Source organism: Bacillus sp. 37MA (assembly GCF_000372765.1).
Taxonomy (GTDB): domain Bacteria; phylum Bacillota; class Bacilli; order Bacillales; family Domibacillaceae; genus Domibacillus; species Domibacillus aminovorans.
In genome coordinates, this window is sequence record NZ_KB889752.1 from 1,086,264 (window position 1) to 1,103,218 (window position 16,955).

Consider the following 16,955-nt stretch of genomic DNA (forward strand, 5'->3'; position numbering starts at 1 on the left):
TGCATATTTTGAAAACGCTGTCAATACAATTACAGAAAAAATGTCACAAAAACGTTATAAATTGATCGAGGAATCGGATCTATTTTTATAAAAAAAGAGTACAATGTATGAGGAGAAAGAAAATGAAATAGAACGATCAGGAGGATGAGTATGTTATATATCGCAGCAGCTATCGTCGTTGTTGTTGTAGGAGCTGTACTCGCTAACCGTTATTTAGCCGGCCATAAAGTAGAAAAGGGATTGCTTGTTGTCAAGTCAGGGGACAGAGAAACAACTATTCCGATGAATGAAATTGTTGAAGTATTTGAAATGGATAAATTCCCGAAAGATTCATCATTTATCGAAAAATATATTGTCCGTCCGTACGTAAAAAAGAAACGTGTAGCTGTTTACACTCGTTCCAATGTATCTTATTTATTTGTATTACGTAATAAAGATCGGCTTGTAAAATCAGTAAAAACACAAAATCCACGCGTCCATATAAAAGCAAAAGTTTTGTGAAAACGGATGTTGATCCGTTTTATTTTTTTGAATAAATAAACCATAAATTTATTATGTAAACTTAATGTCTTCTTATGCCTATTTACAAGGGCCACAGAAGCTGTTACGTTAGAATAGTTAGTATGAAGAAATGGGGTTATCTATATAATGGTGATCTTTACGGAAGAGCAGCCGGAAGCTATCGTAACCAGCACATCATATTGCTGGAAGAAAAACATAGTCAAGGTAGAAGATGGATATTTAAAAAGTACCGGCATGATCACGAATACTCGTATTCCTATTGTTCATATTGATACTGTTGTGTACTCTTACAATCCGAAAAAGCCGGCCATTGTCCCGGTTTTAAAAATTATCGGCAAAGGTGCAGTGTTGTGTGAAATGGAGATTTCAGCTGAACATATTGAAGCTGTTCAAGACTGGATATTGTATGTGATTAATCCGTCGTGACCATACAAAGCCGCCTCTTATTAGGCGGTTTTTTATTTGCAAAAAGAAAGGAAGTTAATCAATGAAAGGATCTACTCACGCAGCAATTGGCGCTGTATCGGGTCTTGGTGTCTCTATCTGGATCAATGCTACACCACTTGAAACGGCTATTTTAGTAGGGGTTGGCTCTGTTGCTGCACTCGTTCCGGACCTAGACGTAAACGGAAAATTGGCGAATAAAATCACAGTCGAAAAGAAATGGCTTATTTTGTTCTTTTCGATAGCTGGCCTTTTTTTGGCGCTTTACAGTTATTTTATGCTGATCGGTATTAAACAGATGAGCGGTTTTCTAATTAGTATGGGCCTTCTGTTATTACCGAGGTTGTTCATTAAACAACGGACAATGCTATTTATCACTGGAGCACTCGTACTATATGCAGGGTGGTATATAAAAGAGACTTGGGTCATGTATACAGCTTTGTTTATTATATTTGCTTCACTTGTTTCGCATCGCACATGGACGCACTCTATTATTGGTGTAGCGGTTTTTTATTTTGTGGCCGTAGAAATCGTTAAAGAATATCCATTGCCTGGTTTATTTGTGACGCTTTTGATTAGTTATATTTCTCATTTAATTGCTGATATGAAAATGCTGCCAGCAAATAAAAAAGGAACAAAATGGTTTTATCCATTATGGAAAAAAGAATTCTAAAAAGTCGTTTAAACGGCTTTTTATTTTTAATACATTATGTGCAAAATTCAAATAAAAACAAAAAAATAGTATTAAATAAGTTAAATACGGGAATAGAAATAAAAAACAAGCAGGAGATTATTTATATGTGGAAAAAAATTTTTTCAAGTATTGGCATTGGCAGCGTAAAAGTGGATACAATTTTACATGATAAAAAAGCAGCATTAGGTGAAATGATAAAAGGAGATGTGTTAATCTGCGGCGGCCAGACAGATGAGCCCATCCAAAAAATAAATTTACTTCTGTACCTGCAATATGAAGAAGTACGTAAAGACAGTGATTTTTCATGGCATGATAAACATATAGACGAATTAACAATTGTTGTGAATCGACATATTAAAGCAGGAGAGAAAGATCGTATTCCATTTACGATGAAAATTCCAGCTGACGGTCCGAAAACCGGAGAAAAGCATAAATGGTTTTTACAAACAACAGTTTTAATTAATCAATCAGTTGATCCTACTGATGAAGATGAGTTAATGATTGTATAAAAAGCAGAAATCTTTCTGCTTTTTTTTATGAAAGGGTTTGACAATACGCTAATCGTGTTATATATTAATTAAAATAAATATATATTGTTATATAACAGAGGAGGAACAAACAATGGATTTGTACAAAGAGGCTTATGAACACTATACACAGATGTGTGAAAATTACGGCATGGACTGTATTCCTTTTTATCACTTTATGCACAACTTAACAGATGACCAGATTCAGCAGTACATACAAACAACAAAATAACTTTAGAAAGGTTGATTTATCACGGAAAAATCAAGTAAATGTGATGTCTAAAAACCCCGTTAACTTCTTGCAAAAGTAGACGGGGTTTACACATGTTTTTGCACGTTTATTTTGGGAAAATGACAAAAAAATCACAATTCTTGTTCTTTTGTCATTTCAAGTATGGCTCCTAATTGTGTTTTTCATTTTAAAAGCTGTAGTCTTTTTCATTCGATTAAATATGGCATACGTTACAAAAGGATAACCATTTTTTCTACTTTATCAATATCGATTGTGCGAATAGCTGCTTTTATCTTCGGCGAAGTTAATTTGTATTCTCGCATATTGTTGTTTTTGTTGTACAACGTTTTAGTGAACCGTATTTCGTTTGTATCAAAAAGGTGTTAGAGTCTGTTCTGATCGATCTTTTTTCAAAATAGGCTCTTGTCTTTTGTTCGTCTATCAAGGTTAAGAGGGCTATTTTGATCAAACTTTATTTCAAAGCTACACTAAGTACATACGGATTTCAAAAATAAACATAAAATTTTTTATTTTTTTAATATTTAGTATTGACTAATAATAAAAACATTGCTAACATAATGAAAAATAAATACTAAGTATTTCAATAGGTTTTATTAATTCGTTAACCGGTCAGCCGGAGACGTTTCTTTAATACAAAGAAATGTCTCTGGCTTTTTTGGTTGATGAGCAAGCTGACCAGTCCGCTGGAGGCCTTTACAGCAAGCGTTATTCGTTTGTGGTAAAGGTTTTTTCTATTGGAGAGGAAGTAAAAAAAGGAGGAATTCATAAGCTGTTTAGTGATTATAACTTATTCGGTACCTTTACGAGAGGAGGCTATATCTTCACAGGGGAAATTTATTAAAGAAAATCCGAACACGGCGAACAAATTTGTAGAAGCAACAGCAAAAGCCATTGAATGGACAGGGACAACGCCTCGCGAAGAAGTTATTCATCGTTTTGAATCGATTATGGAGAAAAGAAATCGTAAAGAAGATGCAGAAACGATTCAATACTAGAAGAGAAAAAATAAATGAGGTGAAAAGGATGACGGATAAAATTCGGTTTGAACATGTAACGAAAATATTTAAAGTGCGTGATACCGAACAAGGAAAAAGAGCGCTGAAGGAATTTACAGCGGTAAAGGACTTGAACTTTTCTGTAAAAGATGGTGAATTTTTAACACTAGTGGGTCCAAGCGGTTGTGGTAAATCTACTTTGTTGGATTTACTTGGCGGCTTAACGAAACCAACATCCGGTAGAATCCTTCTTGATGGGAAGGAAATAACGGGCCCAGGGTTAGATCGAGGAATTGTATTCCAACAATATGCTTTGTTCCCATGGAAGACAGCTTTAGGCAATATCGAATTTGGTTTAGAAGCAAAGGGTATTTCGAAAAAAGAGCGCATTGAACTAACTCGATATTACTTATCACTAGTTGGTTTAGAGGGGTTTGAAGATCGTTACCCCCATGAATTGTCGGGAGGTATGAAGCAGCGTGTTGCAATTGCTAGAAGTCTGGCTTTTAATCCAGAGGTATTGCTAATGGATGAGCCGTTCGCAGCATTAGATGCACAGACGCGAGAAACATTGCAAAGTGAACTGTTAAGAATTTGGGAAAAGACGAAAAAAACAATTATTTTCATTACACACGGAATTGATGAGGCTGTGTATTTAGGTCAGCGTGTAGCGGTTATGGCTACAAAGCCTGGATCGATTAAACATATGATTGATATTCCTTTAGATTCACGATTAAACGAGCTAGATGTTCGTTCCCATCCAGAATTTGTTAAAGCACGTCATCAAATTTGGAGTCTACTTCACGGAAATGTCTATCAAGCGGCTTCCATCTAATAAAAAGGAGTGATTATATTGTCAAATATAGAAAAAGTGATTGCTGTTCCAATAGAAAGAAGGCAACAAATACAATTTTCTTTTCATTGGCTGCAAAAACTTGTGAAACAGTCAGCTGTTATCGTACTACTGCTTTTAATTTGGGAGATTGCCCCACGTATCGGGCTAGTAGATACAGCATTCTTTCCATCCTTTTCTGATGTAGTGAAATCTTGGTGGGCAATGCTCGTATCAGGTGAGTTGTTCGCTCATTTCACAGCTAGTATTGTGCGTTCTTTAGCGGGATTTTTTTTAGCTTTACTGATTGCCATTCCACTTGGGCTACTCATTGGCTGGTATCCACTAGCGAAAGATTTGCTTAACCCAATTTTGGAGTTATTCCGAAATACAGCAGCACTGGCATTACTACCTGTTTTTATGCTGTTACTAGGTATCGGCGAAACATCGAAAATTGCGATTGTACTCTTTGCGTGCACGTGGCCGATTTTATTAAATACGATTGCAGCTGTTGGCAATGTCGATTCGCTACTCATTAAATCGGCACGCTCGATGAATATTTCATCCTTTAAATTATTTATCAAGGTCATTTTACCAGCTTCTGTACCAACCATCTTTACCGGTATTCGCATGGCAGGTACTGCTGCTATTTTAGTCCTTATTGCGGCTGAGATGGTAGGCGCGAAAGAAGGCTTAGGTTATTTAATTACGTATTCCCAATACAACTTCCAAATCCCTGAAATGTACGCGGGTATTATCACAATTGCTTTGTTGGGCTTGCTCATCAATCAAAGTTTATGTATGCTCGAACGTAAATTTTCAAAATGGAAGCAACCAGTGCAATGAATAGTCTGAATGATTATACGTAAGCGAACATACTTTTTTTTATATTAATTCAGATTAAAACAATATGATAAATAGGAGTGATTGGTATGGCAAAAAAACAAATAAAATTAGGTGCGTTTATTCTTTTACCAGGGCAGCATGTAGCAAGTTGGCGTTATCCATCAACGCAACCACATCGTACGTTTGATTTGGATTACTTAACTGAAATAGCAAAAACGGCGGAACGTGGAAAATTCGATACAATTTTCTTTGCGGACGTATTTGGTCAAAATCTTGCAGAAAATACACCATCAGCATTGAAGTTAGATCCAGTCATCCTTATTTCGGCGCTTGCAGCTGTTACTAAAAATATTGGTTTAACAGCTACATTGACAACAACGTACAACGAACCATTCCAAGTAGCGCGTAAATATAGTGCCATTGATCATTTATCAAAAGGGCGAGCAGCTTGGAATGTCGTAACATCAGCAAACGACAGTGAATCTTTACTATTTGGTAAAGAAAAGCATTTACAACATGCTGATCGCTATGAACGCGCAGAAGAGTTTGTTGATGTCGTGAAAAAATTGTGGTTCTCGATTGAAGATGAGGCATTAATCATCGACAAGGAAAATGGTGAATTTTTAGATTTAAATAAAGTACATCCAGTAGATCATGAAGGAAAATGGTTCAAAGTACAAGGAACATTAGATTCTCCTTCAACTCCACAAGGTCATCCAGTCATTGTGCAAGCAGGTTCATCGGAAGCAGGAAAAGAATTGGCTGCAAAAACGGCGGAAGTGATTTTTACAGCGTGGCAAACGCTTGAGGAAGCACAAGCATTCTATCGAGATGTTAAAGGACGTCTTGCGAAATATGGTCGTAAGCCTGAGGATTTAAAAATTATGCCTGGTGTATTTATTACAGTTGCTAAAACAGAAGAAGAAGCGATTGCTAAACGAAAAGAACTAAATAGCTATATTTTACCTGAAATCGGCTTAGAGTATTTATCTGGCTTTACGGGGGTAGATTTAACAGGTTATGACGTTGATGGACCAATTCCTGACTTTGCAGAAATAGAGGATCCAACAAATCCAGGTATCCGCCGAAATCTTATTCGCGGGCTAGTAGAGCGTGAAAATTTAAAAACACTTCGCGAAGTATATGAACGTATTTCTGGAGCACGTGGTCATCGCGAAATTGTTGGAACACCTTCACAAATTGCAGATCAATTAGAAGAGTGGTTCTTAAATGAAGGTGCAGATGGTTTTAACATTCAACCTCCAACATTCCCAGATGGCCTGAATGATATCGTTGATTTAGTAATCCCAGAGCTTCAACGCCGTGGTTTATTCCGCACGGAGTATGAGAGCAATACACTTCGCGGGAATTTAGGGCTTTCCGTACCGGTTAATCCAAATAAAAAACAGCCACAAACAGTGGGAGAATAAGGAGATAATATATGAAAAAATTAACGTCATTTATTTTAATAACAAGTTTAATCAGTAGCATTTTAGCAGGTTGCTCAGACGATAAGACAACATCTGCGAATGGAGAAGAAGATAAGGTACTACAATATCAAGGTTCACCAGGTAGTGTAAGCTTCCCTGAGCTAGCAGAGGACTTAGGTTATTTAGGGGATTTGAAGTTAGAGTATATAGGTGATAGCGTAGGCGGTCCAGAAAGTATTCAATTAACCGCGACAAAGCAAATTGATTTTGGTGCAGCATTCAATGGAGCCATTATTAAATCTTATTCACAAAATGTGAAAATAAAATCAGTCGTTGGATATTATGGTAGTGACGAAAATACGTATATAGGTGCATATGTGCTTGAAGGGAGCCCGATTAAATCGGCTAAAGATTTCATTGGTAAAAAAGTAGGTGTGAATATTCTAGGTGCTCATTTGGAATTTGTTACCAAAGATTATTTACGTCAGGGCGGCTTAACTGAAAAAGAAATTGAACAAGTGACATTAGTGACGGTTCCAGCAGCCAATGCTGAACAAACATTACGAAATAAACAAATAGATGTCGTTTTATTAGGTGGTATTGCGAGAGATCGAGCTTTAGAAACAGGAGGAGTCGAAGAATTATTTAAAGATATTGATGTGTTTGGTGCAGAATTTACTGCAGGTGATACGTTTTTTACAGAGCAATATATCAAGGATAATCCGAATACCGTAAAGCAATTTACTGAAGGGGTTGCAAAGGCGATTGACTGGGCACAAACAACACCGGGGGAAGAAGTCATTGCACGCTTTGAGAAAATTATAAATGAGCGTGGACGTAAAGAAACAGCAGACAATCTTAAGTTTTGGAAGAGTACAGGCATTGCTGAAAAAGGTGGTGTCATTACAGCATCGGAATATGACCGTTGGATTGATTGGCTTGTGAAAAGTGGTGAATTAAAAGAAGGTCAAGTAAAGGCGGAAGATCTATATACAAACGAATATAATCCTTTTGCTAAATAATTTTTTAATTAAATTCTCATTAAAAAAATATGATAAATAGGAGTAGTTGATATGACGAAAAAACAAATGAAATTAGGCGCCTTTTTCATGATACCAGGGCATCATGTCGCAGCTTGGCGCCACCCTAAAGCAGAAGCTCATAATGTAATGAATTTTGATTTTCTAAAAAGGCTGGCGCAAACAGCTGAGCGTGGAAAGTTTGATATGGTTTTTCTTGCGGACGGTTATGCAGTGAGAGCAAAAAATCAAAAGGTCCTCGACCAAACTGTCAATACTCATTTTGAACCATTCACCCTTTTATCCGCACTTTCTGCGGTCACACAGCATGTTGGACTTGTAGGGACGGTATCAACTACGTATAACGAACCTTTCCACGTGGCTCGAAAGTTTGCTTCACTTGATCATTTAAGCAATGGTCGTGCAGCGTGGAATGTGGTGACATCGAATACGGAAGAAGAGGCTAGGAATTTTAATCAAGAACATCATTTGCTGCATTCAAAGCGCTATGATCGGGCTGGAGAATTTGTCGATGTTGTCGAAAAACTGTGGGACAGTTGGGAGGATGAAGCTCTCATTATAGATAAAGAATCAGCACAATTTGCAGAAGGTTCAAAAATACATGCTGTCAATCATAAAGGCGAATGGTTTTCTGTTGAGGGGCCACTAAATGTGTCCCGTCCTGTGCAAGGTCATCCTGTTGTCGTTCAAGCAGGATCTTCCGAAGATGGAAAGGAACTTGCAGCGCGTACAGCGGAGGTTATTTTTACTGCATGGCAAACACTTGAAGAGGCACAAGCTTTTTATTCCGATGTAAAAGGACGTATGGCGAAGTATGGCCGTAAACCTGAGGAATTGAAAATCATGCCTGGTATCTTCCCGGTAATCGGAAAAACCGCAGAAGAAGCAGAAGAAAATAAAAGGTTGCTTGAGGAACTTATTCCAGAGGAAGCGGGGATTTCCCTTTTGTCGGCCATGATAAGTTTTGATTTATCGGGCTTCCCAGTGGATGGACCATTGCCGGAGCTACCTGAATTGGATCAGGTAAACGGTGGGAAAAGCCGTTTTAAGTTACTAAAGGATCTTGCCGATCGTGAAGGATTGACGATTCGTAAACTGTATCAACGAATTGCCGGTGCCCGTGGACATAGAGAAATAAAGGGTACACCTGAACAAATTGTGGATCAAATGCAGGAATGGTTTGAAAATGGAGCAGCGGATGGCTTCAATGTTATGCCTCCTTATTTACCAGGTGGACTTGATGATTTCGTAGATCACGTCATTCCTGTACTTCAACAACGCGGACTGTTCCGCACAGAGTACACAGGAAACACTTTACGGGAGAATTTAGGATTGAAACGACCAGCCAACACGCTAATTGCTAAAACAAAAGAAACGATATAACGGATGTTAGAGGCAGACGTGAACGCAGTTCTTGTTTGCATCTATCGGTTTTCTTGAATGGAGATGAAAAGCATAGCAGGATTAGTCCCTGAATCTCGGAAGTACACTTTTATTTTGACAGCATTAGTAATCGGTTCTTTTATTTCAATTTATCAGTCTGTTTCCTTGAATGTCTCATTACCCGGTTTTATGGATATTTTTGATACGGATTTGACTACGGTGCAATGGCTCATGACAGGGTTCACCCTCGCAACGGGACTCATCGCTCCTTTATGCGGCTATCTTGGAAATCGATTTGGAACGCGTGAACTTTTTTTATTTTCAGTGGCAGGGTTAATAATTTCGTCACTTTTATGTGCTTTTGCTTGGAATATTGGTTCGCTGATCGTATTCCGGGTCGTACAAGGCGTTTTTTGCGGGGTTATTCAGCCTGTAACCTTGATGATCATTTATCAAATGCTTCCGGAACACAAACGTTCCATGGCTTTAGGGTTGTGGTCGGCCTCTTCTGTATTAGGCCCTGCATTAGCCCCTACCATCAGCGGCTGGCTTCAATCATGGAATTGGCCAATGATCTTTTTAATAATGATTCCGTTCGGAGTGATCGCATGGATATTTGGATGGTTAAGCCTAGAGAAAAGGACAGATTACCAGAAGTCTGCATTTGATGGAATAGGCATGATCGGCATTGTTTTTGGCAGTCTGGCTTTATTGGTTTTATTTAGTAATCTTTATCAGTGGGGAATACTTTCAGGAAAGTCAGTCATCTGCTTAATTATAGGGATTTTCTTTCTTAGTCACTTTATTTGGAGGGAACTTCGAATGAAGGAACCGTTATTGGAGCTGCGACTTTTTACAAATAAGACATTTGTTTTGAGTCTGATTACCTCGCTTATATTAATTAGCAGCCTGTTTACAGGAATTTATTTTATCCCGTTGTATTTGTTAGAAGTTCATCAGATGACCCCTACTGAAGTCGGTGTATTACTCCTTCCGCCTGCACTCTCGATGGCGGTAGCCACTACGGTGAGTGCCAAATATTATGAGAGGGTTGGGCCACGGCCGTTGATATTGGTGGGAACACTCTTTTTAGTGATTGCCACTTGGGAATTTAGTCGTTTAACGGTGGACTCGACTCCAGGTTTCGTCATGCTATGGATGACTTTTCGCTATATAGGACTTGGATTATCGATGACCTCTACAATCAACGCAGGGATGAGTGCGGTCCCATCTAATCTGTCTGGTGACGCTTCTTCTTTGATTAATTGGGCCAGGCAAGTGACAGGAGCAATGTCTATCGGAATATTCACATCTTTTTTCTATACAAGAATGGACTTTTATGGAAGTATAGATGGTCTTTCTCCCGAGATATATGTAAAAGGATTGAATGATGTATTTATTCTGGCAACGATCTTGACTTGTTTGAGTATCCCGTTTTCGTTATTGCTTAATGGAAGACTGGGCTACAAAAAGAGAAGTGAATGGGCGAAGAGATAGAGGCATAAAAGGAACCGCTTGTGCGAGGTCCCATATTGAGAGGAGGGATGCTAAGCCGATTACGCAGAAGGTATCATGATTTTAAACCAAAAATGTATAAAATGTAATCATAACTAAAATGAATTCTATAGGAAATGAGGTTATCTATAATGAGTTTAACTGTTAAGCCTGTTGAGAAACTTACAAGCGAGGTTAAAGAATATCGTAAAGCGGAGCATTCTGTTAGTCCCTTATTTTTAAATCGTTGGTCTCCCCGTGCATATTCTGACGAAAAGATTTCTGATGATGATTTGTATAGTGTTCTTGAAGCTGCACATTGGGCCCCTTCCGCTTTCAATGATCAGCCTTGGCGCTTTATTGTAGCCAAAACAGAACCACAACTGAAAATTTTTCATGAGTTCTTAAATCCTTTTAATCGGGCTTGGGCAGAAAAAGCTCCTGTTCTTGTTCTAGTAGCATCAAGTAACCGGAGAGAGAATGGCGATCCAAACGAGGCACATACATTTGATTCCGGAGCCGCTTGGGGTTACTTAGCGATTCAGGCAACTTTACTGGGGCTTAGCACACATGCAATTGGGGGATTTGATAAAGAAAATGCCCGAAACTTATTGAATGTTCCAGATGATTTTGATCTCCATGCAGTTATTACCATTGGCTATCGAGGGGAAAAAGAAGCACTCGATAAGAATTTGCAAGAGCGTGAGAATCCAAGCACCAGAAAGGCATTAAAAGAAGTTGTTTTTGAAGGAGCAATCACTTCGTAAGCTGAGATAATATTCTCCAATTATAGTGACAACCTACTTAATCTTAGTTGCCATCAGCTCAGCGGAGGCCAGCGACAGAGAGTGGCCATTGCGAGGGGAATAAGTCTTCAGCCAAGTTTGTTTATTTGTGATGAACTAACATCCAGTTTAGATGTATCGATTCAAGCACAAATTTTAAATTTGCTGAAGGAGTTGAAGAGTGAAGTCAATATATCCTATTTGTACATTTCACATGATATAGCCACTGTGCAATATATGTGTGAACGAATTGCGGTTTTAAAAGAAGGCATGTTGGTTGATTTATTTTCATCCAAAGATCTCTTTTCAGAAAATCGTCATCCATATACCGAGAAGCTTGTAGAAGCTGCATTAGAATAATATAGAAATTTCCTGTAATCAATTCATAATTATTACGGTTAATGAGAACTCTTCTTTGAATAAAAAATTCCTGTAACAGTGGGGAGCGGTTGTTTAGGAGAGAGAGGGAACATGTATTGAATCATCGCTCCTATCTTGCTTTAGCCATCCCACTTACCGTCTCAACTCTGACAACTCCTTTACTGGGAGCTGTAGATACTTTAATTGCCATTCTTATAGGAATAGGCTTTATTTTCCTTTTTATTATCACGTAACAGAAAAGCCGAGTCAAAAGTATCGTTATTTAACGACCTTTTGACTCAGCCTCTAGAGATCATTCTTTTAAAATGTGTTTAAATAAGAATTAGGAACGAAACCAATTACGTTAGAGCCGGTTTTAATAAGTGTCCAGCTTCCAACTTTATAGCCAATTATTACTTTCTCATTATGTTTAAGTATACCTACTTGAGCATAATTTTCAGACGGTCCCTTTTTTATAGGAAGGGATTCCGTATTTACATACATCTCTCCACTAAACGGAATCATTGGATTGTTTATCCGAAGATTATAGTCAATAGCTCTTGCTAAGAATATCGCAAAGTCTGCTCGGATAATACTTAAATTAGTTCCGAAAGTACCATCACCCAGACCTTGAGCAATATCTCTTGATGTCAGAGCTTTTTCAGCTCCCGAAGTTGTATTTCCATAACTATAGTCGAACGATCTGCTGATCATAAGAGCCATTTCGCCACGAGTTACGTTTTCATAAGGCTTAAATGTCCCATCTTTATAGCCAGATAAAATCTTCTTGTCTACGGCAGATTGAATATACCCTGATGCAAACATGCTAGCACTGACATCTATAAAAGAGTTCTCTCGTTTTGTACCATCAAGGTTTAAAGCACGACCAATCATGGCAGCAGCTTCAGCACGTGTTACTTGTTGATCTGGATTAAAATTACCTTTGAGATCGCCATTCGTAATTTCTCCTTGTGCTAAGTATGTGATTTCCTTATACGCACGATATGAGGAACTAATATCATTAAATAAGGTTGCTTCTCCTGAATTACTTCCTTCTTTCACAACATATGCGTCTTTACTTTCAACACCAGTTGCTGACACAGATGTAATTCCATACGTATATACTTTGTTTGAATTTACTGTCTTGTCTAAGAATACCGTATTTCCTTTCGTATTATAGACAACATCCACTATGTTTCGTGGATCTTGATACGACTCTTCTTTGTTTCCTTCAAAACGATAAATCACATATTTTCTTGGTTGTTTACTATTTTGATCTTTGATTTCGAGCATCATACCAGCCGCATCCTTGTTAACTCGTACGAATGTTGGCTTTAAAGGTTGAACAGCGTTTTTCCAAGAAGTTGCTGGAGTTACAGCTGTATAATTATAAAGTTGTTGCTTAAGAATCGTTGCATAACCAAGCGAATTATTTTGTATGCTTCTTAGGGAAAAGTGCATTTGACCTTTCGCTATTTTGTCAGCTCTGTTAGCAATCACTTGATTCGGAAGTTCCATTTTATTATTCCATGTTGCATCGGAGTCATTACCGACTTTATAATCTGCTAAACCAATATAGAGATTAACAGGATGAACTTTAGCATACGTTTGCACTTCATAGCTCCACCAGTTTAATAGAGTATTATACTTCGCAACTGACAAATTTTTAGACCAGTAAATTTGTGGAGTAATGTAATCAATGTTACCGTCTTTAATCCATTGTCTTGTATCTGCATATAAATCATCGTAATTATTTACACCGGCTTGTGTATCACTTCCAGTTGGATCAAGCGATTTATTACGCCAAACACCGAATGGCGAAACCCCAAATTGAACATGCGATTTAGTCGCTTTAATAGTTGAATATAAATTTTCAACAAGTTGATTAACATTATTTCGGCGCCAATCTTCAATTTTTTTAAAAGACGTTCCGTATTTTTTGAATGCAGCTTGATCTGGGAATACCTCATTCTTTATTTTATATGGATAAAAGTAATCATCCATATGAACGGCATCAATATCATAAATAGATACTAATTCTTCGACTGTAGAAATTAAATAGTTTTGCACTTCAGGAAGACCCGGATTTAAATAATATTGTTGCCCATATTTAACTACCCAGCTAGGATTTGTACGAGCTACATTATCAGGTGCAAGACTTGTTAATGTTTGCCCTGGCATTGTTACTCGATAAGGGTTTACCCATGCATGTAGCTCCATACCGCGTTTATGCGCTTCTTCAATCATGATTAATAAAGGATCATAACCCGGGTTTGTTCCTTGTTTTCCCCCTGTTATATAGAATGACCATGGAGCCAACTTTGAAGGATACAAAGCATCATTTGTTGGTTTCACTTGATAAATGACCGCATTGAATTTATTGGCTTTCAATTGATCCAATGTTTGACGTACCCAAGTTGTATATTGGGCTTTATTCATTCCGGCTTTCATATCAACATTTTGAACAGTCGCAATCCAAGCTGCGCGCATTTCATTCTTAGGAGATGTATTGCTTGCTCCTTTAGTTGGTAAAGGAAAGATGGAAATAAATAAAACTAGTATCATAACTGCTGACATCATAAATCTAAACATATCTTTTTTCTTCATACGTAAAAATACACTCCTTGATTAAAAAATAGATTAATTTATTTTTTATGGATGAAATATGTGGAACGACAATAAAATCTTCCATTAGCAGCACCTCTATTGTATTTATTTTGGGTAATTAGTAATAGTACGATCACCACTAATTTAGTATACAGGAAAATACAACCAAAACAAACTATATGGTAAAATGCAAATGTAAGATAAACGAAGAGAGGTAGGAGAATAATAGAGTGAAAGTACCATTTTGAAAAAAGAGTATACGCCAACGGAAGATACACATGAATCGATTAGAAGAAGCCACTCTAGAAATGTTCCAACTACAGGTTGAAAAAAGAAAAATAAACCACCACTTGATGCATTTAGCGTTTGTAACCCACGATTCTAAAGTAGGAATCCACCAGCCGTTAAAATAACTCCCAAATATAAGAGTCCACCCCAAATAATAAATATTCCCTTCTTTAGATTTATTCGTTCTTTAAGTGATGAACGAGCAAAAAGAACCATGAATGCCCGTGTTACTGAAGGTATAATGGCCCCCATTTGTGTTGAAGATAATTTAGTATCAATTTCCTGAGTAAAAATAGAAATTGTATGCCAATTACCCCGATGGCTATTATTAATAGCAAATCACGTTTATGAATTCGCCATGATTGTTTTGTCATCAAGCCAATAGTGAGAAGTGTAATGATAGCGATTAAATAGCGCACCTATACCAATTCTAATGATAGTGGAACAGGATCATGTTTATTAAAAAGCGAGTTCGTTCGATGGGCAGTAAAATTATATAAAGAAAGAAATATGACTGTAAATCAAATTTGTGAAATTACAAATGTCTTTAGAGCTTCATTATATAGAAAGCTATCAGAATTGAATAATTAGCCAATCTTTATTCCGCTAAAGGACCAGATTGTTGAAGAAGATAAGTAATAATTGCAAATAAAACTAATATGCGATATATTGGTTTTATGAAAAAAGACATTATAAAACCAATTAAACGATTGTCATTTAGAGATGAAGTATATCAAACTTTAAAAAAGTCGATTATCACTTTGGAATTACATCCAGAAGAACGCTTAAATGACAAAAAATTAGCAGAGAAGTTTGGAATTAGTCGTACCCCTGTTAGGGAAGCACTTAAACGACTTGAAGACGAAGGACTTGTTGAGTCACTTCCAGGGTCATCTACTCGCGTAGCACCATTAAAATTAGAGGAGGCGAAACATGCTTTTACTGTTGTAGCAGCTTTACATGCTTTAGCTGCTCGACTTGCATGTCCTTTATTGAAGGAAACGGATATTGAAGAATTAGAGTTTAGCAATAAAACTTTGCGACTTGCAATTGAAAAAGGTGATGTTATTAAGGCGGTTGAGACAGATGGAACTTTTCACAAGGTTTTCTTAGACGTGGCTGGGAACCCTGAAATAGTGTTCGCATTAGAACGTAGTGTACCTAAAATTCAACGATTAGAGATTTCACAATTTACTACGCTAAAAGGGTTAAATTCGGTTGAGCAGCACAAACAAATTATATCGGCTTGTAAAAACCGGGAATACGAAATAATCGTCCGTCTTGTAGAAGAAAACTGGCTAAGTCTTGGCGAACTACTAACACAACAAGCGGACCCGAGGTGAGTTCAGTTGCAACCAATTTTAATAGGTATTTGTGCAGCCTTCTTTTTTGCTTTTACATTTGTTCTCAATGCATCTATGGAGTTATCTGGTGGTAGTTGGATTTGGAGTGCTTCGCTCCGATATATCTTTATGGTTCCATTTCTCTTATGTATTGTAATAATTAGAAAAAATTTACGACCACTCTTAAACGAAATGAGAAAACAACCAAGAACATGGGTTTTATGGAGCTTTGTTGGGTTTGGGTTATTCTATGCTCCCTTATGTTTTGCATCTGCTTATTCACCTGGTTGGCTTATCGCTGGAACATGGCAAATCACTATTATTTCAGGTGCTTTACTTGCACCGTTATTTTTTGAAACAATATACACAAAGAATGGACCTTTACAGATAAGAGGGAAAATTCCCTTTAAAGGTCTTATAATGTCACTTATCATTCTGTTAGGTATTGTTCTAATGCAAATTGAACATGCAAAACAACTTTCTTTAGAAAGTATATTATTGGGAGTTGTTCCCCTTTTAATAGCATCATTTGCATATCCTTTAGGGAATCGTAAAATGATGGATGTGTGTGAAGGGCGTTTAGATGCTTATCAACGAGTGTTAGGAATGACATTGGCAAGTCTCCCATTCTGGTTTTTACTTTCCTTGTACGGCTTTTATACCGTAGGATTACCAAGTAAGGGGCAGAGTCTTCAATCTTTATTGGTGGCACTTTGTTCAGGAGTCATTGCTACTGTCCTATTTTTCAAAGCAACAGATAGGGTAAGAGGAAATATGCAAAAGTTAGCTTCTGTTGAAGCAACGCAATCAATGGAAGTACTTTTTGCATTAGCTGGAGAACTAATATTTTTGTCAATACCAATTCCATCTCCATTATCTTGGTGCGGTATTTTTATCGTCATTCTAGGAATGATTTTGCATAGTTATGTTTCAAATAGAAAAGAGGAAAGTCATTTTAAACAGTCAGTGAATCTTTAAATTATCTTTATAGCATCATAACTCGCAAGTTAGTAGGTAATATAAGTTCTATTTTTTATCAAATTATTTTTGCATCAGAACCTCCGCTTTCGCTACGATCATTAATTTCGTTGAACGTCATACATATTGTCTAA

17 protein-coding genes and 2 pseudogenes are annotated in these 16,955 nt (G+C 37.3%); 17 read left to right on the forward strand and 2 right to left on the reverse strand.

What is annotated here, in order from left to right; translation table 11 throughout:
• Positions 1-150: 150 nt before the first annotated feature.
• The 14 genes from A3M5_RS0106055 to A3M5_RS22370 all read left to right on the forward strand — a co-directional run bounded on the left by A3M5_RS0106055 (position 151) and on the right by A3M5_RS22370 (position 11,605).
• Positions 151-501, forward strand: coding sequence for a SunI/YnzG family protein (locus A3M5_RS0106055; protein ID WP_018392870.1), 351 nt, complete (start codon positions 151-153; stop codon positions 499-501).
• A gap of 147 nt (positions 502-648) precedes the next feature.
• A complete protein-coding gene (locus A3M5_RS0106060; RefSeq protein WP_018392871.1) occupies positions 649-948 on the forward strand; it encodes a hypothetical protein in 300 nt (99 codons plus the stop codon).
• 61 nt (positions 949-1,009) lie between these two features.
• The gene (locus A3M5_RS0106065) at positions 1,010-1,639 is read left to right on the forward strand and encodes a metal-dependent hydrolase (protein WP_018392872.1); all 630 of its coding nucleotides are present in this window, start codon (positions 1,010-1,012) and stop codon (positions 1,637-1,639) included.
• Positions 1,640-1,764: 125 nt separating this feature from the next.
• Complete coding sequence (locus A3M5_RS0106070; protein WP_157723830.1) at positions 1,765-2,169, forward strand: sporulation protein; 405 nt, start codon at positions 1,765-1,767, stop codon at positions 2,167-2,169.
• A 112-nt stretch (positions 2,170-2,281) separates the two neighbouring features.
• The gene (locus A3M5_RS25215) at positions 2,282-2,419 is read left to right on the forward strand and encodes a hypothetical protein (protein ID WP_018392874.1); all 138 of its coding nucleotides are present in this window, start codon (positions 2,282-2,284) and stop codon (positions 2,417-2,419) included.
• A gap of 797 nt (positions 2,420-3,216) precedes the next feature.
• Entirely contained in the window at positions 3,217-3,435 is a 219-nt protein-coding gene (locus A3M5_RS0106080) for an ABC transporter substrate-binding protein (RefSeq protein WP_026221604.1), read from the forward strand.
• Positions 3,436-3,463: 28 nt separating this feature from the next.
• Positions 3,464-4,270 carry an ABC transporter ATP-binding protein gene (locus tag A3M5_RS0106085; protein ID WP_018392875.1) on the forward strand — a complete coding sequence of 269 codons (807 nt, stop codon included), beginning with the start codon at positions 3,464-3,466 and terminating at the stop codon, positions 4,268-4,270.
• 18 nt (positions 4,271-4,288) lie between these two features.
• The gene (locus A3M5_RS0106090) at positions 4,289-5,113 is read left to right on the forward strand and encodes an ABC transporter permease (RefSeq protein WP_018392876.1); all 825 of its coding nucleotides are present in this window, start codon (positions 4,289-4,291) and stop codon (positions 5,111-5,113) included.
• Positions 5,114-5,199: 86 nt separating this feature from the next.
• Positions 5,200-6,543 (forward strand): LLM class flavin-dependent oxidoreductase, encoded by a 1,344-nt coding sequence (locus A3M5_RS0106095; protein WP_018392877.1) that lies wholly within the window; start codon positions 5,200-5,202, stop codon positions 6,541-6,543.
• A gap of 11 nt (positions 6,544-6,554) precedes the next feature.
• Entirely contained in the window at positions 6,555-7,565 is a 1,011-nt protein-coding gene (locus A3M5_RS0106100) for an ABC transporter substrate-binding protein (protein ID WP_018392878.1), read from the forward strand.
• A 51-nt stretch (positions 7,566-7,616) separates the two neighbouring features.
• On the forward strand, positions 7,617-8,966 hold the full coding sequence (locus A3M5_RS0106105) for an LLM class flavin-dependent oxidoreductase (protein WP_018392879.1): 1,350 nt from the start codon (positions 7,617-7,619) through the stop codon (positions 8,964-8,966).
• A gap of 114 nt (positions 8,967-9,080) precedes the next feature.
• On the forward strand, positions 9,081-10,463 hold the full coding sequence (locus tag A3M5_RS0106110; RefSeq protein ID WP_231373219.1) for a DHA2 family efflux MFS transporter permease subunit: 1,383 nt from the start codon (positions 9,081-9,083) through the stop codon (positions 10,461-10,463).
• A 149-nt stretch (positions 10,464-10,612) separates the two neighbouring features.
• A complete protein-coding gene (locus A3M5_RS0106115; RefSeq protein WP_018392881.1) occupies positions 10,613-11,227 on the forward strand; it encodes a nitroreductase family protein in 615 nt (204 codons plus the stop codon).
• A gap of 9 nt (positions 11,228-11,236) precedes the next feature.
• The gene (locus A3M5_RS22370) at positions 11,237-11,605 is read left to right on the forward strand and encodes an ATP-binding cassette domain-containing protein (RefSeq protein ID WP_082193861.1); all 369 of its coding nucleotides are present in this window, start codon (positions 11,237-11,239) and stop codon (positions 11,603-11,605) included.
• 321 nt (positions 11,606-11,926) lie between these two features.
• Here A3M5_RS22370 and A3M5_RS0106125 read toward each other — a convergent pair whose 3' ends face one another.
• Both A3M5_RS0106125 and A3M5_RS26010 read right to left on the reverse strand, forming a co-directional pair.
• Positions 11,927-14,212 (reverse strand): family 10 glycosylhydrolase, encoded by a 2,286-nt coding sequence (locus A3M5_RS0106125; protein WP_018392883.1) that lies wholly within the window; start codon positions 14,210-14,212, stop codon positions 11,927-11,929.
• Positions 14,213-14,356: 144 nt separating this feature from the next.
• Positions 14,357-14,919, reverse strand: a pseudogene (locus A3M5_RS26010) (EamA family transporter).
• A 55-nt stretch (positions 14,920-14,974) separates the two neighbouring features.
• Here A3M5_RS26010 and A3M5_RS24465 point away from each other — a divergent pair.
• From A3M5_RS24465 to A3M5_RS0106140, 3 genes and pseudogenes are all read left to right on the forward strand, one after another.
• Positions 14,975-15,091: pseudogene (locus A3M5_RS24465) on the forward strand (helix-turn-helix domain-containing protein); the annotation flags it as partial.
• Positions 15,092-15,177: 86 nt separating this feature from the next.
• On the forward strand, positions 15,178-15,843 hold the full coding sequence (locus A3M5_RS0106135) for a GntR family transcriptional regulator (RefSeq protein ID WP_026221605.1): 666 nt from the start codon (positions 15,178-15,180) through the stop codon (positions 15,841-15,843).
• A gap of 6 nt (positions 15,844-15,849) precedes the next feature.
• Positions 15,850-16,821 carry a DMT family transporter gene (locus A3M5_RS0106140; RefSeq protein ID WP_018392886.1) on the forward strand — a complete coding sequence of 324 codons (972 nt, stop codon included), beginning with the start codon at positions 15,850-15,852 and terminating at the stop codon, positions 16,819-16,821.
• The last annotated feature ends 134 nt before the right edge of the window (positions 16,822-16,955 follow it).